Source organism: Enterococcus sp. DIV0755f (assembly GCF_051713725.1).
GTDB lineage: Bacteria > Bacillota > Bacilli > Lactobacillales > Enterococcaceae > Enterococcus_D > Enterococcus_D casseliflavus.
The window spans coordinates 3432501-3455085 of record NZ_JBIOQL010000001.1; the positions used below are offsets into that span (position 1 = coordinate 3432501).

A 22585-nucleotide genomic window follows, 5' to 3' on the forward strand; every position below is an offset into this window, starting at 1 on the left:
GTCATAAGGGGCATGATGATTTGACGTCATCCCCACCTTCCTCCGGTTTGTCACCGGCAGTCTCGCTAGAGTGCCCAACTAAATGATGGCAACTAACAATAAGGGTTGCGCTCGTTGCGGGACTTAACCCAACATCTCACGACACGAGCTGACGACAACCATGCACCACCTGTCACTTTGCCCCCGAAGGGGAAGCTCTATCTCTAGAGTGGTCAAAGGATGTCAAGACCTGGTAAGGTTCTTCGCGTTGCTTCGAATTAAACCACATGCTCCACCGCTTGTGCGGGCCCCCGTCAATTCCTTTGAGTTTCAACCTTGCGGTCGTACTCCCCAGGCGGAGTGCTTAATGCGTTTGCTGCAGCACTGAAGGGCGGAAACCCTCCAACACTTAGCACTCATCGTTTACGGCGTGGACTACCAGGGTATCTAATCCTGTTCGCTCCCCACGCTTTCGAGCCTCAGCGTCAGTTACAGACCAGAGAGCCGCCTTCGCCACTGGTGTTCCTCCATATATCTACGCATTTCACCGCTACACATGGAATTCCACTCTCCTCTTCTGCACTCAAGTCTCCCAGTTTCCAATGACCCTCCCCGGTTGAGCCGGGGGCTTTCACATCAGACTTAAGAAACCGCCTGCGCTCGCTTTACGCCCAATAAATCCGGACAACGCTTGCCACCTACGTATTACCGCGGCTGCTGGCACGTAGTTAGCCGTGGCTTTCTGGTTAGATACCGTCAAGGGATGAACATTTTACTCTCATCCTTGTTCTTCTCTAACAACAGAGTTTTACGATCCGAAAACCTTCTTCACTCACGCGGCGTTGCTCGGTCAGACTTTCGTCCATTGCCGAAGATTCCCTACTGCTGCCTCCCGTAGGAGTCTGGGCCGTGTCTCAGTCCCAGTGTGGCCGATCACCCTCTCAGGTCGGCTATGCATCGTTGCCTTGGTGAGCCGTTACCTCACCAACTAGCTAATGCACCGCGGGTCCATCCATCAGTGACGCAAAAGCGCCTTTCAACTTTCTTCCATGCGGAAAATAGTGTTATACGGTATTAGCACCTGTTTCCAAGTGTTATCCCCTTCTGATGGGCAGGTTACCCACGTGTTACTCACCCGTTCGCCACTCTTTTTCTTTCGATGGAGCAAGCTCCGGTGAAAGAAAAAGCGTTCGACTTGCATGTATTAGGCACGCCGCCAGCGTTCGTCCTGAGCCAGGATCAAACTCTCATAATGATTTGTTTGAATGACCATACGGTCATTAAGCTCATAAAAATTAACTTTGCTAGCTATTGCTTGCATGTATTTGTTTCGATAAATTGAAACGTCCTACACATTGGTTCGTTTGCTTGCTTTGTTCAGTTTTCAAAGGTCTACCGTGCTGTGTTAGCAACTTTTATATCATATCAGAGCGACATTTGATTGTCAACTCTTTTTTGAAAGTTTTTTTCGCTCGTTGTTTTTCAACTTCGTAGCGGCTGCCTCAGCGACTTAATTAGAATAACAAATGATTTGTTATTTGTCAACAACTTTTTTCAATTAATTTTGTTGATGTATCAACATCAATTAACTGTTTTAAAATTGCGACTTCGTTATAATATCATCTGTCGAGCTGTGCGTCAACTACTTTTTTCAATTCTTTTTAGGAATTCAATTAGTCATTTGGCACATGTAATAATATACCAAGACTTGTGCTATTCGTCAACCATAAAATGATTGATAGACCAACGTTTCTAGTTACTCCGTTTCCAAAGATGATTCGTGATTTTTAGTCCGTGATTTCCGCCTTTTTTAAGGACTTTTTCCGTTATTATTAGCCTATCGTTCGTCTTTTTCCTTTTTGTGTTTTCTTAATTCCTATCATTCTTATAAATTTAAGTATGATTTTATCTATTTTGTGGAATATTTGCTAAAATGGAGAAAAGAATATTGTTCCTAGGAGGACCCAGTATGAAAATACTTGTAGCAGATGATGACAAAGAGATCGTAGAACTATTAAGCATTTACTTACACAATGAAGGCTATGAATCGGTCAAAGCATACGATGGAAAAGAAGCACTGACCAAGATTCGCACCACTTCTGATATCGAGCTATTGATCTTAGATATCATGATGCCTGAAATGGACGGCATGCAAGTCGTCAAAGAATTGAGAAAAGAATCCCAAATCCCTATTATTATGTTGACCGCTAAAACAACCGATATGGATAAGATTCGTGGATTGGTCGCCGGTGCTGATGATTATGTCACCAAACCTTTCAATCCATTAGAAGTCATGGCACGGGTAAAATCGTTATTGAGAAGAACCAAGATGCAGGCTGCTTCAAATCAACCAGAGATTCTGGAAGTAAGCTCCCTTATCATCAACCGCGATTCCCATGAAGTAAAAACGGTGGATGGCAATGAGATCCAATTGACCGCATTAGAATTTGGCATCCTCTACTTATTGGCATCGCATCCGAACCGTGTCTTTAGCGCCGATGAGATTTTTGAACGAGTTTGGAAACAAGAAAGTGTCGTTTCTGCCAAAACAGTGATGGTCCATGTCAGTCACTTGCGAGATAAGATCGAAGAAGCCACGGATGGTGAAAAAGTCATCCAAACAGTATGGGGGGTCGGCTACAAAATAGATGCGAAGTAAACCAACTGAAAAAAAGCGCAACACACCAATCGAAAAAAAGAAACGGATCACGTTGACCTCAAAGGAAATCAGTGAGTTATTTGCTGAAGGAATTGTAACGATTGTTCTTTTACTTCTATTAAATGTCGCTATTTTGGTCATCTTGACCTCAATACGAGAAAACTCACCGGTTTTAGTCGAAGCGATCTATGAATCAAAGAATGCGTTCACGGCTGCCTTCAACACAGATATCTTCCGCAGTGGTCGCAACTTCATTCTACCGATGTTCTTCCTATTAGATGTGATCGTCTTATATTGGCGTTTGATTCGTCGTTACCATCAAATGCAGCTACGTCACATTATCAGCGAGCTGCACTTTATCGCAGAAGGCAACTACGATCATCGCATCCCCTTCGAGTTACGGGGCGATTTAAGTCGGATCGTTTCTAATATCAATGGCTTAGTCGACAGTACGGTGGCGGCGATCGAAGATGAACGGCGGATCGAGCAATCCAAAGATGAGCTGATCACCAATGTCAGTCATGACATTCGGACACCATTGACTTCGATCATAGGCTACTTAGGTCTAATTGAAGATCGACAATACCATTCGGAAGAAGAATTGCTGAAATATACTCATACGGCGTATGTCAAAGCCAAACAAATGAAATCCCTCGTCGATGATTTGTTTGAATACACGAAAGTGCGGCAGCCTAGTGTGCCCATTAATGTGATGGAATTTGATATGGCCCAGCTGGTTGAACAATTGGCGGCGGACTTTGAATTAGAAGCTAGCCGAAAAGGCATCAAGATCGAAACCTACACCCGTCCAGAGCATATCGAAATGGATGGCGATACCGAAAAACTGGTGCGAGTTTTCAATAATTTGCTGTCAAATGCCTTGAAATACGGCAAAGGCGCCGATAAGATCCGCATGGAAGTCGAGAAAGTCGGGACCGAAGCGATCTTAACCGTCAAAAACAATGGGCAAATGATCCCTAAGCAAGCCCTTGATTCTCTATTCGACCGTTTCTATCGAGTGGAAGAATCCCGCTCTCAAGAAACAGGAGGAACTGGCTTAGGTCTAGCGATCGCTCAAAGCATCGTCGCCTTACATGGCGGCTATATCTATGCCAAATCAACGCCAGAATGGACGTCCTTTATTATCCATCTCCCGTTGAAGCGCAACAATTTGTCCAACACACAAACCTATGGTTGACGCCCCAACATTTTTTGGGTATGCTAAAGAAAATAATCAAGGCACAGAACCTAGTATATTTTTTTCATCTAGTAAAGAGAGCTGATGGTTGGTGAAAATCAGTGTTGGAAAAAATAGAATCCAGTTCTTTAACGTGTATTTTTCGAAAGAAAAATCGTTGGCTCACGATACGAGCAGCAAGGGCAGCGCAAGCTGAACTTGGGTGGCACCGCGAATGGTCATTTCGTCCCAAGCAACACGGGATCGGAATGGCCTTTTTTCTATGGAAAAATCAAAGGAGGATGTATCACTATGTTAGATGTAAAAATGATTCGCCAAAATTTTGCTGAAGTACAAAGCAAACTCGCAACACGAGGCGTGCAAAAAGAAGTATTGGACCGCTTTTTAACGCTTGACGAACGTCGCAGAGAACTCTTAGTCCAAACGGAAGAACGCAAGAAATTGCGCAACGATGTTTCTAGTGAGATCGCTGCCTTGAAACGGGCGAAAGAAGACGCGGCTGATAAAATTGCCCAAATGAAAGAAGTCGGCAGCCAAATCAAGCAATTGGATGAAGAGATCGCTCAAATTGATGAAGACATCAAAGAGATCGCCACGACATTGCCGAATTTGCCAAATGATTCTGTTCCAGTGGGCAAGGATGAAGACGACAATGTAGAAATCCGCCGCTGGGCAGAACCAAAAGCCTTTGCCTTTGAACCAAAACCCCATTGGGAGATCGCTGAAGAGTTGGGGATCCTCGACTTTGAGCGGGGCGCCAAAGTTTCTGGCAGCCGCTTTGTTTACTACAAAGGCTTAGGTGCTCGTTTGGAACGTGCCTTATACAACTTCATGCTGGATCAGCATGTCTATGAGCATGGCTATACCGAGATGATCACCCCTTATATCGTCAATAGCCAAGCAATGTTTGGCACGGGGCAATTTCCAAAGTTCAAAGAAGATGTTTTCCAATTGGCAGACACGGATTTGACTTTGATTCCAACTGCTGAAGTACCTTTGACCAATTACTATCAAGGGGAGATCTTAGAACAAGAACAGCTCCCTGCCTACTTCACTGCCTTGAGCCCATCATTTCGTTCAGAAGCTGGCAGCGCTGGTCGTGATACCCGCGGCTTGATTCGTCTGCACCAATTCAATAAAGTTGAAATGGTGAAATTCAGTGATGCTGACCATTCTTATGAAGAATTAGAAAAGATGACGGCTAATGCCGAAGATATTTTGCAAAAACTCAACTTACCTTACCGAGTGCTTAGCTTGTGTACAGGAGATATGGGCTTTTCTGCGGCGAAGACCTATGATTTAGAGGTATGGATCCCTGCTCAGGAAATGTATCGTGAGATCAGCTCTTGCTCAAACTGTGAAGATTTCCAAGCACGCCGTGCCATGATCCGTTACCGCGATCAAGAGGGCAAGATTCACTACATGCATACACTAAATGGTTCTGGTCTGGCTGTCGGTCGGACGGTAGCCGCAGTGCTTGAAAATTATCAAAACGAAGACGGCAGTGTAACGGTACCAGAAGTTCTGGTTCCTTACATGGGCGGACTGACAAAAATCGAAAAAGCCTAAGCCTTAGTACCCTTAATTGCACCCCCTTCGTAACAGTCACTCCACGTGATCTGTTACGAAGGGGTTTTCTAGTTCACCTAATAGATAGTGGTTGCAAAAGCCCCCCTAACGCCCTTGATCATTTCTTGCAAGAGAAACAACGCAACAAGGCTGTAATTTTTAAATGAATAATTAGAAAAATCCCTTCATCTTTTTAAGTCTCTATCAGAAACCGGGCATGATCGTTGAAAGTACCTGTGACTTATGGTAACGTGGGCATAATTTAGGATGGAATGAAGGGAGCTTCACCAATGCCCGAACGAAAGACCTATGCCCGTCGGAGTGACTTGCACAAGAAACCAAACAATAATCAAAAACGAACAGCGTCAGCTGAAGAAAGACCGAAAGGACCACCCTCGAGAAAGAAGCCGTATCGAAAAGCAATTTTTTCCTTATTCGCCATATTATTGATCGTTTTGATCGCGACGGCTGGCTCAGTCCTTTACACGTTACACCAGCAAGAAGTCGCAGCCCAAGAAAAATATGAGGCGGCTGCGGAGAAATTACTGGCATCAATCCAAGCAGAACAAAGTCAAAATGGGTTAAAAACAACGCCTGAAGTGCTCTCCAAAGGCGCAACCAAAGAATTGATCTACCGCCCGCAAGACCTTGATACGTTTCCCATCAAAGATATCAAAGAACGGTTGACACAAGCCGCTGATAACTTGCGTAAAAAACAAACGAAAAAAGAAGTCGTCACCGTTGCCCGCATCCAAGCACAAGCAGCGGCTTCAAAGGTGTCTACTTATTCATTGAAAGCCGACAGTTATGTGTGGAATCGAGAAACCGGACGTTTTGAAGATGCGGACAGTCTAACGGATGCACCGATCTTCGTATCAGAGAAGACGCAAACCGAATTGTCTTTGAAAGAACTGGTTCCTGATGAAGGCAGCTTATTAGGTATTCAACAAGTCATTCAGCAGAAACTGCTGGATCAAGCCAAAGAACCCGCCAAAATCATCGACGCCGTCTTGGCCATGGAGCGGATCACCTTCGATTCGAAATTTACTTACGATCCAGAGAAGCTGACCATCGAATTGCCAAAAAATCAGACGGGAGCGACGGAAATCACCCTGCCTTATAGCGAGATCGCCCCATTCATTGATCCTGATCTCGTGGCTGCTGACCAACTCAACAATGCCTTGCCAAGTTTAGACCCCAATAAAAAATACGTGGCATTGACCTTTGATGATGGACCCAACAGTACCTCCACCATGGATCTGTTGAACATCTTACAAGAAAATGACGTTAAAGCGACCTTCTTTATGCTGGGACAAATGGTAGAGCAATATCCGCAAGCTGCTAAAAAAGTCCAAGAAGCTGGACACGAGATCGCCAGTCATTCTTACTCTCATCCGCAGCTGAATACTCTTTCAGCGGAAGATTTGCAGGCAGAAGTTACAAAAACCAACAAAGCCATTTATAATGCGACGGGTTTACTACCTAGAAATTTACGGCCCCCTTATGGCGCTATCGACAAACAAAGCGCACAAACCATTGGCATGCCGATCATTCAATGGGACATCGATTCTCAAGACTGGAAATTGAAGGATCCGAAGAAGATCAATGCCTTGGTGCAACAAAATGTCTTTAATGGTGCCATGATCTTGATCCATGATATTCACCCGAAATCTGTGAAAGCCGTACCGGGAGTCATTAAAATGCTCAAAAACGAAGGCTACGAATTCGTGACTGTCGATCAATTATTAGAAGCACGGCAAAAACCATTGCATCAATACTTTGGGATGAACGACGAGCGCCTCGTTGACTAAATAAAAAAAGGAACGCAGCAAATTGTCTCTTGCTGCGTTCCTTTTTGGTTATTGGATCGTTCCCTCTTTTTTTAGCCCTTCTTATCCTCATATACATTAGTCACAAAAATTTGGATCAACAGTTCAGCGACAGCTTTTGGCGACATCGTTGAGAAATCTTTGAGCCAGCGTTCGATCAACCCGATAGACCCGCAGACAAAAAAGCTAAGACACAGTTCCAATTCTTCCTCGGAAGCATCTTGAAAGTATTGGGCAAACCGTTTCAAGGTCTCCGGTTTGATCTCTGACAATAAAAGATTCAGCAAATGGCTGTTGTTCAACAAAATCAAATGGGTCGTACTAGGATTCTCATACAAAATCGTCAACAGCTTTTCCAACCAAAGATCCAATGACAAATTTTCCTGCTGCAAGTTCGATGCGATCTGCTCAACAAGCTCCCCTTCGATTTCCTCCAACAACGCGGCCGTATCCTTATAATATTTATAAAATGTTCCTCGGTTGATATCGGCTCGTTCCGCAATCTCTTTGATCGTGATTTTGCGGTACTCTTTTTCCAACAATAACTCCTGAAAGGCGCGTCGGATCACTTTTTTCGAGTAGATCGTTCGACGATTCCCCACAGTCCCCACCATATCGTTTCCCCTTTTCTCTGTACATTTGATCAATATTTGTCTATTTAATGACAAATACGTAAGCATTGAGGATTGCTCTTACTTTTCTTTCTTAGTATACTAACACCATGTGATTAAATCAACACGTGTTTAAAAAATGGAGGCTTTATTAATGAGTTATGTTGAAGTAAAGAATGAATATAAACGCTATCAGATGGGCGAAACCACCATCACTGCCAACAACGATCTTTCCTTTGCCATTGAAGAAGGCGAATTAGTGGTGATCCTTGGCCCCAGTGGTGCAGGAAAATCGACCGTTTTGAATATTTTAGGTGGGATGGATTCGCCAGATGAAGGACAAATCATTATCGACAATGTCGATATCGCGAAGTTTAACGACAAACAGCTGACGGAATACCGCCGCAAAGACGTCGGGTTCGTCTTCCAGTTTTATAATTTGGTGCCGAACCTGACAGCGAAAGAAAACATTGAATTGGCAACGGAAGTCTCACCGAATGCACTCGATCCTGATGAAGTCTTAGCACAAGTCGGGTTAGAAAACCGTAAAAACAACTTTCCTTCGCAGCTCTCTGGTGGGGAACAGCAGCGGGTATCGATCGCTCGGGCGTTAGCCAAAAACCCGAAATTGCTATTATGCGATGAACCAACCGGTGCGTTGGATTTTGAAACAGGCAAACAAGTGTTGAAGCTTTTGCAAAACGCCAGTCGGAAAAACGGCAATACGGTGTTGATCATTACCCATAACAGCGCCATTGCCCCGATCGCCGATCGGGTGATCCATATCAACGATGCCACTGTCCGTTCCATTGAAGAGAATCCTCATCCAATCTCGATCGATGAAATCGTTTGGTAGGAGGATCTGATGAAAAATAAAACCTATCTTAAAGCAAGTTTGCGGGAGATTCGCCAATCAAAAGGCCGCTTTATCGCAATCACCTTGATCATTTTTTTAGGAACGTTTCTCTTTGTCGGTGTCAAAGCGACGGGACCGATCCTGAACCATTCCGCGAGTGAATATGTCAACGGTCAGCATTTAGCAGATCTGCAGGTCACTTCCACGCTGGGATTGACGGAGGACGACATTGATGCGGCGGAAAAAAGCGGTGCGCACACAGAAGCCGCCTATCAATTTTATTACGCTGCCAATTCAGATGAAGTCGTGCAAGTGACCTCTTATGATCCCTCGCAGGAACTCAACCAGCTACTGGTGAAGGACGGCCGACTGCCAGAAAAAGCCGATGAAATCGTGCTGGACACCGAAGCAAAAAATTATGGCTGGCAAATAGGGGATACTTTTACGATCGATGATGCCGATAATCTGTCGGACAAAGACTATACGGTCGTTGGGTTCGCCACCTCTCCCATTTATATCAGTGCTGCCGAACGTGGCTATGCGAATGTCGGCAGCGGTGTCGTGACGTATTTTGCTTATGTACCGGAAGAACAGTTCAAGATGGAGGTCAAATCGATCCTTTATCTCGCCTTTGATGATGTCGCAGGCCTTGAAACATACTCCGATGCGTATACCGACAAGATGGCAGCCCATCAAGAAACGATTGAGGAACTGTTTGCGGATCGCCCTAAAGAACGCTTAGCAGAAATTCAGCAAGATGCTTTTGATGAATTAGCGCCTGCAGAAAAAGAAGTCCGCGATGGACAAAAACAGTTAGCTGATGGACAAGCCCAACTGGATCAGGCCAAAGCGGAACTAGAACAACAGCAAGCCGCCCTGGCACAGCTGCCGCCCGTACAACAAGCAGCCCTCGAAGGCCAATTGACCGCTGGGGAAGAAGAATTGGCTCAGCAGCAAACCCAATTAGATGAACAGCAACAAGAACTAACCGATGCCCAACAAACACTGGCAGAAAAACGTACAGAGATCGAAGACTTGGCAGAACCTACGTATCTTTACAACCAACGCAAAGACAACCCCGGTTTCCAAGAGTATGGCGGGCTGTCTGATCGCATCGCAGCGATCGCCAATGTGTTTCCTGTCTTCTTCTTCTTTATCGCTGCGTTGATCACCTTTACGACACTGACGCGGATGGTAGAAGAAAACCGCAAAGAGATCGGTACCTTAAAAGCGATGGGCTATGGCAAAGTCGAGATCTCCCTTAAATATTTGATTTATGCCCTCCTGTCTTCGGCCATTGGCATTATCAGTGGTGCCGTATTAGGGACGGAACTGTTGCCGCGTTTGATTTATTTTCTATCCAGCGAACGGTATCTTTTAGACGGGATTCGCGTCTATTATGTCTGGTCGCCAATTATTTTGGCCGCGATCGCCTTTTTACTGGCGACGCTCGGTGCTTGCCTCTTTGTTTTGATCAAAGAATTGCGGGAAAAACCTGCCCAGCTACTGCAAGTTCGGGCGCCAAAACCTGGGAAACGGATTTTATTAGAGGCCATTACACCCTTATGGTCACGTTTAAGCTTCAATCAAAAAGTCAGCTTCCGTAACATCTTCCGCTACAAATCGCGAATGATCATGGCAATCATTGGCATCGCCGGCTGTACGGGACTGATGGTGGCAGGCGTTGGGTTGAAAGATTCCTTAAGTGCTGTGACTGCGAAACAATTTGGGCCCATTACGGATTATCAAGCCGTCGTGACCTTAAATGATGCGAAGGAAGAAACCGTTGCTGCCGCTGAAACGGTTTTAACAGACGATCCTCTTGTGACCCATTCGATGCTAGTCTACAATGAAACGATCGAGATTCGACCAGCTAACCAAGGAAAACAAAGTTTGACCTTGATGGTTCCGGCAGATCAAGAAGCTTTTACCGACTATGTCCATTTGAAAACGACGGCAGGGCAGAAGCTGCCATTAACAGAAGGCGCCGTACTGACTATGAAATACGCAGAATTGTATGATCTGCAGGTTGGGGATACATTGACCTTCTATACTAGCGATCAAGAAGCTTTTGAAGTACCTATCAGCGGCATCGCAGAAAACTATTTAGGCAATTCTCTGTATCTGTCACCGACTCTTTACGAAGAAATCACCGACAGTGCCTTTGAACCGAATGCGTTCTTAGTCAAAAGCAAGACGATGACGAAAAAACAAGAGGAATCTTTATCAACAGCCTTGTTAGCTACCGACAAAGTCAAAAACACGACGTTCCTTTCCACTCAGATCAAAATGCAGGATGATTCGATGGGCAACTTGAACTCCATTGTCTTGATCTTAGTTGTACTATCAGGTGCATTAGCCTTTGTCGTCTTGTATAACTTGACCAACATCAATGTTTCCGAGCGGATTCGCGAGCTTTCTACTATTAAAGTATTAGGGTTTTACAATAAAGAAGTCACCATGTATATCGTACGGGAAAATATCGTCTTTACATTATTTGGGATTCTCGCTGGCTACGTGGTAGGTTACTTCTTGACTGACTTTATTTTGATCCAAGCTTCGATGGAAAACATGGTCTTTCCATTAGTGATCAATTGGCCGGCTTATGCTTTAGCTGGCGGCATGACGATTCTCTTTACGATCATCGTAATGTACGTCACCCATGTGAAACTGACTCATGTCAACATGATCGATGCGTTGAAATCAAACGAATAAGCTGCTGCTAAAGCGATTTGCTGATCATCCAGCAGCGATTTTAAAGAAAAGGACGCCACTCTTGCCTAGATAGCTGAGAGTGACGTCCTTTTTTGAACAAATAATCCCCTCTGTCCGCTTTTGAACAGAGGGGGCGTTGGTTTTCACGTGAAACATTTTATGATTTTACAGAGTAGTTTGGTGCTTCTTTCGTGATTTGAACATCGTGGGGATGTGATTCTTTTAGTCCGTTGCCGCTCATTTGGATGAATTGTGCTTCATCACGTAATTGCTGTAGATTGCCAGCACCGACATAACCCATCCCTGATTTCAAGCCGCCGATCATTTGGAAGATGATATCAGAAACGCTGCCTTTATAAGCGACACGCCCTTCAATGCCTTCTGGAACCAATTTGTTGGCTTCGTTTACGCCACCTTGGAAGTAACGGTCGCTGGAGCCTTTTTCCATTGCCCCCAGTGAACCCATTCCGCGGTACGTTTTGAAGCGACGGCCTTGGTAGATTTCAAATTCACCTGGTGATTCATCGGTTCCTGCCAACATGCTACCTAGCATTACGGCATGTCCGCCAGCTGCTAAAGCTTTGACGATATCCCCAGAGTATTTGATCCCACCATCGGCAATGATTGCTTTGCCGTATTGACGTGCCACAGAGGCTGCATCATAGATCGCGGTCAATTGAGGAACTCCGACACCGGCTACCACCCGAGTGGTACAGATCGAGCCTGGACCGATCCCGACTTTTACGACATCGACACCAGCATCATACAATGCTTTCGTGCCTTCTGCAGTGGCAACATTTCCAGCAATCAATGTCGCTTCTGGGAAATGCGCACGAATTTCAGAGATTTTGCGTAAAACACCCGCACTGTGTCCGTGGGCAGTATCAATGACGATCGCGTCCACGCCTGCATCCAATAAAGCTTGTGCTCGTTCAAAGGTATCGCTGGTAACACCGACTGCCGCTGCCACTAATAGACGTCCATGCGTGTCTTTGGCTGCATTCGGGAATTCGATCACTTTTTCAATATCTTTGATAGTGATCAAACCGCTTAAGATCCCTGCTTCATCAACGATCGGTAATTTTTCGATCTTGTGTTGTTGTAAGATTTTTTCAGCGTCTTTCAACGACGTACCGACAGGTGCTGTGATCAATTGGTCTTTGGTCATCACATCATTGATCGGCATCGTATAATCCGTGACAAAACGCATGTCGCGGTTCGTGATGATACCGACTAATTTGCGGTTTTCCATTGTTTCTACGATCGGTACCCCGCTGATGCGGTACTTGCTCATCAAATGTTCTGCATCAGCAACTAAGTGGCTTGGTGTTAAGAAAAACGGATCGATGATCACGCCGCTTTCAGAACGTTTTACTTTGCGCACTTCATCTGCTTGCGCTGCGATACTCATGTTTTTGTGAATTACGCCAAGTCCGCCTTGACGCGCCATTGAGATCGCCATTTTACTATCAGTTACGGTATCCATACTGGCACTTATGATTGGAATATTTAGTGTAATATTCGGGGCAAGCTGCACTTTCATATCCACGTCATTTGGCAAGACGTGACTTTCTGCCGGAATCAATAAGACATCATCAAACGTTAACCCTTTTTTTACAAATTTGGTTTCCCAGTTGGACATTTTTGTAACCACTCCTTAAAGTTTTTAGGTATTTTAAAAAAAATAGCAAAGATTTTTTCATAAGTCAACCATTCGGAAAGCTTTCTTAATAATCCTCTTCAAACCTTTGGTTAAATCTCATAATTCGCCATTTTTTCTAAAAAAACACGCTGATCGTACGGTCTTTTTTAACAAAAGAAGGCGCACGATCAACGTGTATCCATCAGCCTCTAGGAACAGACAGACTGCTGATGATATTGTATTTGCGTTTCAAGTAGTACTTCGCGGCTAATGCCACTGCCCCGATCAAGGCTTCGATCACAGGATCCACTTGTGGATTCAATGGTGGTTGGATCATCGCAGAAAGCGAGATCACAACGATCCATAGCATGAAGGCTGCGACTAAAATCAAAATGATCTTCCACATCTTCGGCCGTTTGCTCTTATCGGCACCTGGGCGTTCATATTGATACATGTATTTGTACATCAAGTAGAAGACCCAACCAGCAAGCATCGCCATCAAGAAGAGGGTCAATAAGCCATAAGGTTGTGCTTGTCCTCTAGTAAAGATCCCCATGACCCCTAACATCAAGCCAAAGATCCCTAAAATCAGCAAGGTGTTATCCAACCACATCAAGAAGGGGCCGGATTCTTTTTGCTCAACGGGTTTGTTGATGATGGCTTCGGTACGTTCAGACACTGTACCAAATAATTGGCGGGCCGTTTTGCCGCCTTTTTGTTCTTTGACTAAGACCGGCAGCATCTCATGCAAGGCAATCGTTTTTTCTTCTTCAGAAAGGTTGGCTGCCTCTAGCGATTTTTTTAAATCAAATATATATTGTTGGTTTCGTTTTGTTAATTGTTGTTCTAATTCACGATTTTCGGAAACATAATTTCGCAGAGTTTCTGGTTCCATGAATTGATTCTCCCTTCTGCGTTTTCTTCACAATGGACATTTTACCACAAATTCACTGGGAAGAAAGCCCTTTATACGTTAAAACGGAACAACATCACGTCGCCATCTTGCACGACATAATCTTTTCCTTCCAAACGTACCCGACCGGCTTCTTTGGCCGCTTGCATCGTGCCGTATTGGTTCAGATCTTCAAAGGAAACAGTTTCCGCACGAATAAAGCCGCGCTCAAAGTCCGTATGGATGATCCCCGCTGCTTGCGGTGCTTTGATGCCTTTACGGAACGTCCACGCACGCACTTCTTGTTCACCAGCGGTAAAGTACGTTGCTAGACCCAGTAAATCATAGGCAGCACGAATCAATTGATCCAACCCTGATTCTTCAATTCCTAATGCTTCTAAAAACTCTGCTTTGTCTTCTTCTTCCAGCTCAGCGATCTCTTCTTCGGCACGAGCACTGATGACGATCACTTCCGCATTTTCGCTCGCTGCAAATTCCTTCACTTTGTTGACATAGTCATTGGTTTCATAGTCTGCCACGTCTTCTTCTGCTACGTTGGCAACGTATAAGACTGGTTTGGTCGTTAGTAAAAACAAACTTTTGACGATGCGCTGTTCTTCATCTGTAAATTCGATCGAACGAGCAGAGATCCCTTCTTCTAGGACCGGTTTGATTTTATCAAGAACGGCCAATTCCGCAACCGCATCTTTGTCTTTGGTTTTGGCAATTTTTGAGACCCGAGTATAGCGCTTGTTGACGGATTCTAAATCCGCTAAAACCAACTCCAAATTGATGGTGTCGATATCAGCTAATGGGTCCACGCGGCCTTCCACGTGGGTGATGTTGTCGTCGTCGAAACAACGAACGACATGACAGATCGCATCCACTTGGCGGATATGGCTCAAAAATTGGTTCCCTAATCCTTCCCCTTTGCTGGCACCGCGGACGATTCCAGCAATATCCGTAAATTCAAAGGTGGTTGGGACCGTCTTTTTCGGACGAACTAATTCTGTTAAACGCTGTAAGCGCCAATCTGGCACTTCCACCATTCCTACATTCGGATCGATCGTCGCAAACGGATAGTTTGCGGCTTCTGCTCCTGCTTTGGTTATTGCATTAAATAAAGTAGATTTGCCCACATTTGGCAATCCAACGATTCCGGCAGTTAACGCCATGCTTCACTTCACTCTTTCTCTTTTTTTTCTAGGATTTTCTTCATCTTTTTATCAAATTCTCGGCGCGTCATCATGACGATGTGGCCGCAATTCGTACACTTTATTTTGATGTCTGCCCCCATGCGGATGATTTCCCAACGATTGGCTTTGCAGGCATGCGGTTTTTTCATTTCGACAATATCCCCAAGATCATACATCTTTATCACCTCAAGCTTCATCAAATTGAATGTTCAATAAATCTAAAATACGGGTTAAATCTTTTTGTGACAGGTATTCGATCTCGATTTTGCCTTTGCCTTCTTTTTCGCGGATCTCGACATTCGTGCCGAATTTATCCATCAACCGTTCTTCGCTTTCTCGTAAATAGTACGGTTTTTCTCGAATCAGACGCGGAACTTTTTTCTTTTCGTTCTTCGTGTCGTTCATCTCAGCGACCATTTGTTCTAATTGGCGGACTGTCAGATTTTCTTTGACACAACGATTGGCTAATTTTAAGATCTGTTCTTTATTTTTCAACCCTAATAATGTCCGGGCTTGTCCCATAGACAAACGGTCATCTTGAACCATTTCTTTGACGAGTTTCGGCAAGGACAGCAACCGCAAATAATTGGCGATATACGGGCGGCTTTTCCCTAAGCGTTCAGCGACTTGTGCTTGGGTCAATTTCAAGTTTTTCATCAGCATGTCATAAGCTTCTGCTTCTTCTAAAGGATTCAAATCTTCCCGCTGCAAGTTTTCTAAAACGGCAACTTGCATCATCGCTTCTTCATCAAAATTGCGGATGATGGCTGGGATCGTTTCCTTGCCAGCTAGTTTGGACGCTCGAAACCGGCGTTCACCCGCAATGATCTCATAGCCTTTGACGGATGATTGCCGCACGATGATCGGTTGAAAGACCCCCGAATGCTGGATCGAATTGGCTAGTTCTTGTAATGAAAGCTCATCAAAGGTTTTTCGCGGTTGATAAGGGTTGGGTCTTAATTCGTTTAAAGGCAGTTCAACGACTTTTTCTGTCTTGATATCAACTTCTTCTAACCCTTGCAGGTCTTGAAACAACGCATCGATCCCACGCCCTAATCCTTTCCCTTTATTCTTCACGGGCTAACACTTCCTTTGCTAACGTCTGATAGACTTCGGCTCCTTTTGAGCGTGGATCATAATCAATGATCGACAATCCATGACTAGGTGCTTCAGACAACCGGATATTCCGCGGAATAATGGTTTCATATACTTTTTCTTGGAAATAGCGGCGGACTTCTTCCACGACTTCCGCGCCTAAGTTCGTACGGGCATCATACATCGTCAGTAAGACCCCTTCGATCTCTAACTCAGGGTTAAAATGTTTTTGTACTAAACGCACGGTATTCAATAGTTGGCTCAGCCCTTCTAATGCATAGTACTCACATTGGACTGGGATCAAAATCGAATCACTGGCGGTAAAGGCATTGATCGTCAAATGACCTAAAGATGGCGGGCAATCGATAAAGATATAATCGTATTGTTCTTTGATTTCATTCAAAGCCGATTTCAATCGAGATTCCCGTGCCATCATGGAGGTCAATTCAATTTCCGCACCAGCTAATTGGATCGTCGCTGGAACGATATCCAAGTTTTCCCGACTGCTAGGTAAAATCGCTTCAACGATCGGTGTTTCATTGACTAATACATCATAGATGTCTTGTTCCACATCTGGTTTGCGAATGCCGACACCGCTTGTGGCGTTGCCTTGGGCATCAATATCTACGAGTAACACTTTTTTGCCGACAAATGCTAAGGACGCACCTAGGTTCACCGTTGTGGTGGTTTTGCCTACGCCGCCTTTTTGGTTTGCAACAGAAATAATACGGGCCATTGATTTTCCTCCTATTTGATTGGTTGTTTCGCTGGCATTCCCGGTTTGCGGGGGTATTTCTTTGGCGTTTCTTTTTTCTTTTGAATGATCAAAAGATGGCGTTCATCGCCGCTGACCGGTAAGGTAAAGCTTTTTTCTTCAATAAATTTGCCGCCTAAGAGTGAGATGGCTGGTTTGGCTTCAACCAGTTCTTCCTCGCTTTTGGCAGCTTTGAGCGCATAAAAATAGCCTGCTTTTTTCACCAATGGCACACAGAGTTCCGTTAACACATTCAAACGGGCAACCGCACGAGCAGTCACATAATCGAATTGCCCACGAAATTGCGGGTTTTGACCAAATGTTTCTGCACGGTCATGGTACAAGTGGACATTTTCCAATTGTAGATCCGTCACAAGGGTTTGTAAAAAGGTGATGCGCTTATTTAAAGAGTCGACGATCGTCACTTCTAATTCAGGAAACACGATTTTTAGTGGAATACTTGGAAAGCCAGCACCTGAACCGACATCACACAAATGACTTTGCGGGTCAAAGGCGGTTTCAAAAGCTAAGGAAACAGAATCGTAGAAATGCTTCAAATACACTTCTGATTTTTCCGTGATTGCGGTTAGATTCATCTTCTGATTCCATTCGACTAAACGCTCGAAATAGACAGCGAATTTTTCCATTTGTTCTTCGGTTAAAACGATCCCGTTTTTGCGTAATTCTTCATGAAATTCTTCAGGTAGCATAACGAATCCTTTCTATTTTGTGAAACAGAAAAATGTTTCACAGACTAGTTCCTACTTTAACGCAAAAAGCAATGTGATGCAATAGCCAGACATTGCTTTCTAGGAGAATTTACCATTTTTTAACTGGGGCTTTAAGGTTGGTTTAAGGCAGAGGAATTATACTCATTTCAATCCAAAAAACTTTTTTCATTTTTCCTTGACCAGCGAGGCTGCCAACCCTCCTGGTCAGCTTTTTTCTCAAAGAAACAAGCATTGATCACAGGATCAATGCTTGTTTTTGTTTCATATGAAACTTTTTTATTTCACCCGGGGCTCGTTGTATTCTTCGATACGATCAGACGCGCGGGAAGCCGCATGTTTGGCTTTGTTGGTTTGACGTGAAGCAAAGTCGCCGGTTTTAGATGCAGCTGACGATACTTTGTCTTGAACCGTTTCTTGTTCCTCTTCGTATTCAGCGATCGTTTTTACATCCACAACATTGATGTTGACTTCGATAACTTCTAATTGGGTCATTGTTGTTACTTCTTTTTGGATAACTTCTTTGACTTGGTCAGCGATTTCTGGGATGTTGCGGTCATATTCAACCACGATATCTAAATCAACGGCTACTTGTTTTTTCCCAACTTCGGTATTGATACCGGCAGTCACATTGTCTGTATTGACTAATTTTTCCGCAATGTTAGAGAAGAAACCACCATCGACCGTCAACAGACCATCCACGTGTTCTAATGCGATCCCGATGATTTTTTGGATCACTTTGTCATCATAGGTCAATGAACCATGAACGGGTGCATCGCCAGTTGGTCCTTCAAAATCGTTGTGGTCAGGTTTTGGCGGTGCTGGATGATGTCCTGCTGGATTTGGATTTCCTGGTGCTGGATGATCCCCTGGTTTTGGTCCGTTTTGTTGTCCTGCTACTGCTTTTTCAGCATTTGGTACCACTGGATCTGGTGCTTCAGTCATTGGAATCGCATTTTCATTTGCTTGATGATTGGTGTTAGGAACCACTGGATCTGGATGTGCGCTGACTTTTTTATCATTGTTTAATTCGTTTTTATCGTTATTCATTAAAAATTCCTCCTATTAAAATGCGTTATTGTTGGTTAAAAAATTCGTCGATGATACCGGTACGTTGGAGATACAATCCTAACGCAAAACCCAAACCTGTTAGGAGTAGAATCAGCAATGTTTTGAAAAAACCGATCGTTACAAACAACACAGCCAGAACAAGGCCGATTGCTCCAAAAATCAATGGGATTTTGTATTGTTGTAGTTCGTTCATCATAGCCCTCCTATTCTACTCGCGGGTTTTCCGGAGTCTCATTTTGTTCAAAATTCGCGTAGTTGACTTCGACTTTGACTTTCTCACTTGAACCAAGCACTCGTTGGACATCTTGTTGGATTTCCGCCATTAAGTTTTCGGTTTTGCCGACTAAGGCAGACGTCCGTTTCAAGCGTCCTTTGATTTTAATCAAAATTCGATTTTTGGTCGCCTTGACATGAACTTTTGGTCCTTCAACAAATTCTTTTTCATTTACTTTCGTACGTACAAGTCCTTCGATTGCTTTCTTATCGATCGTCAATGCGCCCTTATCCTCTTTCAAAACAAAGGTCGTTTTGGTTTTTGGATAAAAAAGCACGACTAAGATCACGATCAAGAATAAGGCGATCAAGACAACAGCTACCCAAAACATATATTGACGCATAAACAAGTTGTCAAAGAAATACGTGACGACATTGCCTCTGCTGTCCAAACCAAATGGCAGCTGCATATAAGGATTACTCATTAATACGATTGGTAATAAGACAGTGATAAAGATCAACGAAACGATGATTGATACGATTTTCCACCCTTTACTCATAGGACACCTCCTCCTTTTTCTCCAATTTTCGATAAGCTTACAAGTTGATGGCTTCTCCGCCGGTAACACCATAAATCTGTGCTGTCACATAGCTAGCTTTATTCGAAGCTAAAAAGACATAGACAGGTGCCAGCTCAGCTGGTTGTCCTGCCCGCTCAAGTAACGCTTGTTGACCAAATTCAGGCAGCTGGTCTTGCGGTTGGCCATGATCTAACTGTAATGGTGTCCAGATCGGTCCTGGGGCTACCCCATTGACGCGAATTCCTTTTTCAGCAAATTGTTTCGCCAAGCTGACTGTAAAACTGGCGATCGCCGATTTGGTTGCCGCATAATCCATTAAATGGGCACTTGGACTAAAGGCTTGGACAGAAGTCGTTGTCACGATCGCTCCTCCAGCCGGTAAGTGCGGCTCAGCAGCTTTGACTAATGCAAACATGGAGATAATGTTTACCATAAAGGTATCTTTCACTTGTTCAATCGGTAATTCTGCAATCGATGGCCGCGTGATTTGCTGTGCTGCGTTCAATACTAATGTATCTAACCCACCTAATGCTGCCACCGCTTTGTCAACGATCTCTTGTGGTGCCGCTTCGTCTCGCAGGTCATAGGGGAGCAAGATCACTTTGCGCCCAGCTTCTTTGATGTACCCTGCAACTTCTTCGGCATCTTCTTCTTCTCCTGGGAAAAAGTGTAGGGCAATGTCTGCTCCTTCACGGGCGAAGGCAATCGCTGCTGCTCGTCCGATCCCAGAATCCCCACCGGTGATCAGTACTCGCCGGTTTTCTAACTGCTGACTTCCCTCATAAGATTCTTCACCACAATCAGGTTTTGGTCGCATTTCTTCTTGTAAAGCAGGCGTATCTTGTTCCTGTTTGCTGTATTTACCCGTGTGATAAAGTTCCCGTGGATCAGTCAAAATAGGTTCACTCATTCTTACGTCCTCCTTTTCTCTATAATAAAATTCTAAACCATTCATTTTTTTTTGGGAAATATAACGCTTTGTTAACAAAAATAAATCTTCGTTTATTAGAAAATGAAAAAAGAAAGTGCCCTCATTTTTGACCAGAAATCAAATAATTTCCCTTTTTTATAGAAGGGGGTAAACTAATAAGTAGTAACTGGTAGTACCTGTAAAAGGGAACCCCTAAGAAAATGACCTTGGATCAAGAAAAAGGAGGAAACAAAGAATGCCTTGGAATGTCCGTGATTATCCTGCGTCAATGAAGAATCTAGACCCCTTAGTTCGTAAAAAAGCGATCGATATCGCCAATGCCCTGCTAGCCGATGGCTATTCGGATGATCGGGCAATCCCGATCGCCACGAGTCAAGCAGAAAAATGGTATGACAATGCAGATGAAGAGGAGAAGAAAGCTTTTCAGAAAGAGAAAAATCCGCAAAAAGACGATGCCCATCAAACCAATAAGAATGCGGAAAAATTAATGGATGCGGATGTAGAAGTTGTGTATGAAGACGACCAATGGCAAGTCCGTTCCAAAGGAGCGAAACGTGCCAGTGACCATTTCGACAAGAAAGCAGATGCCATCGCCCGTGCCAAAGAAATCGCCGAAAACAAAGAATCCGTGGTGAACGTTTATAAGAAAGACGGCGACCATCAAAAGGATATTGATTTGAGAGAATAAAATTGGCTGCAAAAAAGCGGAAGGAGGTCTTACCTTTGTCGTTTGAGCTGCGCGAAACGTTGCCTACTCTTTCGCTTTTTTGTTTCCTTTCACAGCTAGGTTTGATTAAAACTAAAGCAACCGTTTCTTTGACGTTTCTTTTAAAAAGCAGCGGTTCGTTGTCAGAAACCTAAAAAACGAAGACCTTTTGAATGAACCATCACTTTTAAAATTTCTCGACATCCTAAAAAATAAGCCTATGAAATGCTGATCTAGCAACAGTTGTGAACCATCCGTTACCTCTGTAAACTAGCTTGTGCTTTCTTTAACTAAATAAACCTTGTATACTTGAATTATTAAAAGTACAAGGAGTGGTGTTTGTGAAAAAATTATTTTTTGTGCCGTTTATTTTTCTTTGTTTCCTCTTTGCTCTCCCAGCTGCCGCCGAGACAGTGGAAGAACCTGAACTCGTTTATGACTTAGCATCAGATAGTCCCTATGAGCAGCTGATCACGGTAGATGAAGAAGGCAACGAGGTGATTTTGACCATTGAAAAATTGCCGTCATTCCGAGCAAATCTGGCAGCGGGAACGTATCGTGTGTCAAAAACATCCGCAGGTAATTGGACCGCTAGTTATAATGTAACGGTCAATAGCCGCAATCAATTTACAAGCACTTCGAATTTAAGTTTAGTTGCTCACAGAGGAAGTATCACTTCTAGTTCATTAACTCACACGTCCACCAAAGCCACCTGTACGTTTAAGCAAAAAGCAGGTATAATCACTACCAATGGGAGTGTCGTAACCACGATCTCAAATGGGAAGCTAGTTGTTAAATAGCAGATAGGAGCATACATTGGCTTTAGCAGAACAATTAAAAAGCTGTCGCGAGTCTTCCGGATTGTCGCAAACAGCAGTCGCAGAAAAATTACAGATTTCACGCCAGTCGATTTCAAAATGGGAAAATGGGCGCGGCTATCCAGATATTGAGAATTTGATTTTGTTGAGCGATCTCTACCAAGTCTCGATCGATGAGCTTTTACGTGAGAACGAAGCCTTAAAAGAGCGGATCGAAACCAACAATCAAGAAATCAACGACAAGAAAGAAAAATTGTCGTTACTCCAAAGAACGATGGCAGCAGATAAAGATGAAAGTCTGCTCTTGCTACTGTTAGCTGGAATCGGCTCCTTTCTTTTTCCTTTAGGACTGATCTTAGATGGCTTTGTTTTATGGCGTAACAAAAAAGCCAATAATTTTTATGTATTGATCTATATCGTCTGTGCCTTCTCGATTTTCTTGAATTTGTACGATGGCTATGTCCATCTCAGCAACATCATGAATTGGGGAACCACTACGATTGAAAAAGTGGAATAACTTTATTATTAAGACAAAAAGCCCG

Annotated in this window: 21 protein-coding genes, 1 rRNA gene and 1 other annotated feature (1 of these 23 running past the window's edge); of the genes, 9 read left to right on the forward strand and 13 right to left on the reverse strand. The window is 43.9% G+C overall.

What is annotated here, in order from left to right; genetic code table 11:
• A 16S ribosomal RNA gene (locus IGI73_RS15955) occupies positions 1-1234 on the reverse strand; it reaches 325 nt to the left of the window's first position.
• A gap of 714 nt (positions 1235-1948) precedes the next feature.
• On the opposite strand from IGI73_RS15955, the gene IGI73_RS15960 reads away from it, so the two are divergent.
• The 4 genes from IGI73_RS15960 to IGI73_RS15975 all read left to right on the forward strand — a co-directional run bounded on the left by IGI73_RS15960 (position 1949) and on the right by IGI73_RS15975 (position 7216).
• Positions 1949-2638 (forward strand): response regulator transcription factor, encoded by a 690-nt coding sequence (locus IGI73_RS15960; protein WP_008376963.1) that lies wholly within the window; start codon positions 1949-1951, stop codon positions 2636-2638.
• Complete coding sequence (locus IGI73_RS15965) at positions 2628-3836, forward strand: sensor histidine kinase (RefSeq protein WP_005226244.1); 1209 nt, start codon at positions 2628-2630, stop codon at positions 3834-3836. Before IGI73_RS15960 ends, IGI73_RS15965 begins: the two co-directional genes overlap by 11 nt.
• 35 nt (positions 3837-3871) lie before the next feature.
• Positions 3872-4070 (forward strand) — a binding site (T-box leader).
• 57 nt (positions 4071-4127) lie between these two features.
• Positions 4128-5405 carry a serine--tRNA ligase gene (serS, locus tag IGI73_RS15970; protein WP_223597704.1) on the forward strand — a complete coding sequence of 426 codons (1278 nt, stop codon included), beginning with the start codon at positions 4128-4130 and terminating at the stop codon, positions 5403-5405.
• 290 nt (positions 5406-5695) lie between these two features.
• The gene (locus tag IGI73_RS15975; RefSeq protein ID WP_428207048.1) at positions 5696-7216 is read left to right on the forward strand and encodes a polysaccharide deacetylase family protein; all 1521 of its coding nucleotides are present in this window, start codon (positions 5696-5698) and stop codon (positions 7214-7216) included.
• 71 nt (positions 7217-7287) lie between these two features.
• On the opposite strand, the gene IGI73_RS15980 is transcribed toward IGI73_RS15975, so the two are convergent.
• A complete protein-coding gene (locus IGI73_RS15980) occupies positions 7288-7914 on the reverse strand; it encodes a TetR/AcrR family transcriptional regulator (protein WP_010748456.1) in 627 nt (208 codons plus the stop codon).
• 85 nt (positions 7915-7999) lie between these two features.
• On the opposite strand from IGI73_RS15980, the gene IGI73_RS15985 reads away from it, so the two are divergent.
• Together IGI73_RS15985 and IGI73_RS15990 are read left to right on the forward strand one after the other, a co-directional pair.
• Positions 8000-8701, forward strand: coding sequence for an ABC transporter ATP-binding protein (locus tag IGI73_RS15985; protein WP_010748457.1), 702 nt, complete (start codon positions 8000-8002; stop codon positions 8699-8701).
• Positions 8702-8710: 9 nt separating this feature from the next.
• Positions 8711-11416: an FtsX-like permease family protein gene (locus IGI73_RS15990; protein ID WP_428207047.1), complete on the forward strand. Its 2706-nt coding sequence runs from the start codon at positions 8711-8713 to the stop codon at positions 11414-11416.
• A gap of 157 nt (positions 11417-11573) precedes the next feature.
• On the opposite strand, the gene guaB is transcribed toward IGI73_RS15990, so the two are convergent.
• The 11 genes from guaB to IGI73_RS16045 form a co-directional block, all read right to left on the reverse strand.
• The gene (gene guaB / locus IGI73_RS15995) at positions 11574-13058 is read right to left on the reverse strand and encodes an IMP dehydrogenase (RefSeq protein ID WP_005226250.1); all 1485 of its coding nucleotides are present in this window, start codon (positions 13056-13058) and stop codon (positions 11574-11576) included.
• A 202-nt stretch (positions 13059-13260) separates the two neighbouring features.
• Entirely contained in the window at positions 13261-13953 is a 693-nt protein-coding gene (locus tag IGI73_RS16000) for a DUF1129 domain-containing protein (RefSeq protein ID WP_005226251.1), read from the reverse strand.
• 71 nt (positions 13954-14024) lie between these two features.
• Complete coding sequence (gene ychF, locus IGI73_RS16005) at positions 14025-15125, reverse strand: redox-regulated ATPase YchF (protein WP_194193675.1); 1101 nt, start codon at positions 15123-15125, stop codon at positions 14025-14027.
• A gap of 8 nt (positions 15126-15133) precedes the next feature.
• Complete coding sequence (locus IGI73_RS16010) at positions 15134-15322, reverse strand: DUF951 domain-containing protein (protein ID WP_005226253.1); 189 nt, start codon at positions 15320-15322, stop codon at positions 15134-15136.
• Positions 15323-15332: 10 nt separating this feature from the next.
• The gene (locus IGI73_RS16015; RefSeq protein WP_005226254.1) at positions 15333-16223 is read right to left on the reverse strand and encodes a ParB/RepB/Spo0J family partition protein; all 891 of its coding nucleotides are present in this window, start codon (positions 16221-16223) and stop codon (positions 15333-15335) included.
• On the reverse strand, positions 16213-16977 hold the full coding sequence (locus tag IGI73_RS16020; RefSeq protein WP_005226255.1) for a ParA family protein: 765 nt from the start codon (positions 16975-16977) through the stop codon (positions 16213-16215). Before IGI73_RS16020 ends, IGI73_RS16015 begins: the two co-directional genes overlap by 11 nt.
• A gap of 11 nt (positions 16978-16988) precedes the next feature.
• Positions 16989-17705 (reverse strand): 16S rRNA (guanine(527)-N(7))-methyltransferase RsmG, encoded by a 717-nt coding sequence (rsmG, locus tag IGI73_RS16025; RefSeq protein ID WP_005226256.1) that lies wholly within the window; start codon positions 17703-17705, stop codon positions 16989-16991.
• A gap of 297 nt (positions 17706-18002) precedes the next feature.
• Positions 18003-18773 carry an Asp23/Gls24 family envelope stress response protein gene (locus IGI73_RS16030; protein ID WP_159161180.1) on the reverse strand — a complete coding sequence of 257 codons (771 nt, stop codon included), beginning with the start codon at positions 18771-18773 and terminating at the stop codon, positions 18003-18005.
• A 25-nt stretch (positions 18774-18798) separates the two neighbouring features.
• Complete coding sequence (locus IGI73_RS16035) at positions 18799-18990, reverse strand: DUF2273 domain-containing protein (RefSeq protein ID WP_005226258.1); 192 nt, start codon at positions 18988-18990, stop codon at positions 18799-18801.
• Positions 18991-18997: 7 nt separating this feature from the next.
• Positions 18998-19567, reverse strand: a complete 570-nt coding sequence (gene amaP / locus IGI73_RS16040) for an alkaline shock response membrane anchor protein AmaP (RefSeq protein WP_005226259.1) — start codon at positions 19565-19567, stop codon at positions 18998-19000.
• Between the two features lie 37 nt (positions 19568-19604).
• Positions 19605-20498, reverse strand: a complete 894-nt coding sequence (locus tag IGI73_RS16045; protein WP_005226260.1) for an SDR family oxidoreductase — start codon at positions 20496-20498, stop codon at positions 19605-19607.
• Between the two features lie 256 nt (positions 20499-20754).
• Between IGI73_RS16045 and IGI73_RS16050 the strand changes: the two genes are divergently transcribed.
• From IGI73_RS16050 to IGI73_RS16060, 3 genes are all read left to right on the forward strand, one after another.
• Complete coding sequence (locus IGI73_RS16050) at positions 20755-21207, forward strand: DUF2188 domain-containing protein (protein WP_151196092.1); 453 nt, start codon at positions 20755-20757, stop codon at positions 21205-21207.
• A 350-nt stretch (positions 21208-21557) separates the two neighbouring features.
• Complete coding sequence (locus IGI73_RS16055; RefSeq protein ID WP_428207046.1) at positions 21558-22025, forward strand: DUF5626 family protein; 468 nt, start codon at positions 21558-21560, stop codon at positions 22023-22025.
• Positions 22026-22041: 16 nt separating this feature from the next.
• Positions 22042-22560 carry a helix-turn-helix domain-containing protein gene (locus IGI73_RS16060; RefSeq protein WP_005226263.1) on the forward strand — a complete coding sequence of 173 codons (519 nt, stop codon included), beginning with the start codon at positions 22042-22044 and terminating at the stop codon, positions 22558-22560.
• Positions 22561-22585 lie beyond the last annotated feature (25 nt).

Coding starts and splice junctions, on each gene's coding strand:
- IGI73_RS16045 (WP_005226260.1), bottom strand. CDS start 20,498: ATGAGTGAACCTATTTTGACTGATCCACGGGAACTTTATCACACGGGT.
- IGI73_RS16020 (WP_005226255.1), bottom strand. CDS start 16,977: ATGGCCCGTATTATTTCTGTTGCAAACCAAAAAGGCGGCGTAGGCAAA.
- IGI73_RS15985 (WP_010748457.1), top strand. CDS start 8,000: ATGAGTTATGTTGAAGTAAAGAATGAATATAAACGCTATCAGATGGGC.
- IGI73_RS16035 (WP_005226258.1), bottom strand. CDS start 18,990: ATGATGAACGAACTACAACAATACAAAATCCCATTGATTTTTGGAGCA.
- IGI73_RS15960 (WP_008376963.1), top strand. CDS start 1,949: ATGAAAATACTTGTAGCAGATGATGACAAAGAGATCGTAGAACTATTA.
- IGI73_RS15980 (WP_010748456.1), bottom strand. CDS start 7,914: ATGCTTACGTATTTGTCATTAAATAGACAAATATTGATCAAATGTACA.
- IGI73_RS15990 (WP_428207047.1), top strand. CDS start 8,711: ATGAAAAATAAAACCTATCTTAAAGCAAGTTTGCGGGAGATTCGCCAA.
- IGI73_RS16000 (WP_005226251.1), bottom strand. CDS start 13,953: ATGGAACCAGAAACTCTGCGAAATTATGTTTCCGAAAATCGTGAATTA.
- ychF (WP_194193675.1), bottom strand. CDS start 15,125: ATGGCGTTAACTGCCGGAATCGTTGGATTGCCAAATGTGGGCAAATCT.
- amaP (WP_005226259.1), bottom strand. CDS start 19,567: ATGAGTAAAGGGTGGAAAATCGTATCAATCATCGTTTCGTTGATCTTT.
- IGI73_RS15965 (WP_005226244.1), top strand. CDS start 2,628: ATGCGAAGTAAACCAACTGAAAAAAAGCGCAACACACCAATCGAAAAA.
- rsmG (WP_005226256.1), bottom strand. CDS start 17,705: ATGCTACCTGAAGAATTTCATGAAGAATTACGCAAAAACGGGATCGTT.
- guaB (WP_005226250.1), bottom strand. CDS start 13,058: ATGTCCAACTGGGAAACCAAATTTGTAAAAAAAGGGTTAACGTTTGAT.
- IGI73_RS16030 (WP_159161180.1), bottom strand. CDS start 18,773: ATGAATAACGATAAAAACGAATTAAACAATGATAAAAAAGTCAGCGCA.
- IGI73_RS16050 (WP_151196092.1), top strand. CDS start 20,755: ATGCCTTGGAATGTCCGTGATTATCCTGCGTCAATGAAGAATCTAGAC.
- IGI73_RS16010 (WP_005226253.1), bottom strand. CDS start 15,322: ATGTATGATCTTGGGGATATTGTCGAAATGAAAAAACCGCATGCCTGC.
- IGI73_RS15975 (WP_428207048.1), top strand. CDS start 5,696: ATGCCCGAACGAAAGACCTATGCCCGTCGGAGTGACTTGCACAAGAAA.
- serS (WP_223597704.1), top strand. CDS start 4,128: ATGTTAGATGTAAAAATGATTCGCCAAAATTTTGCTGAAGTACAAAGC.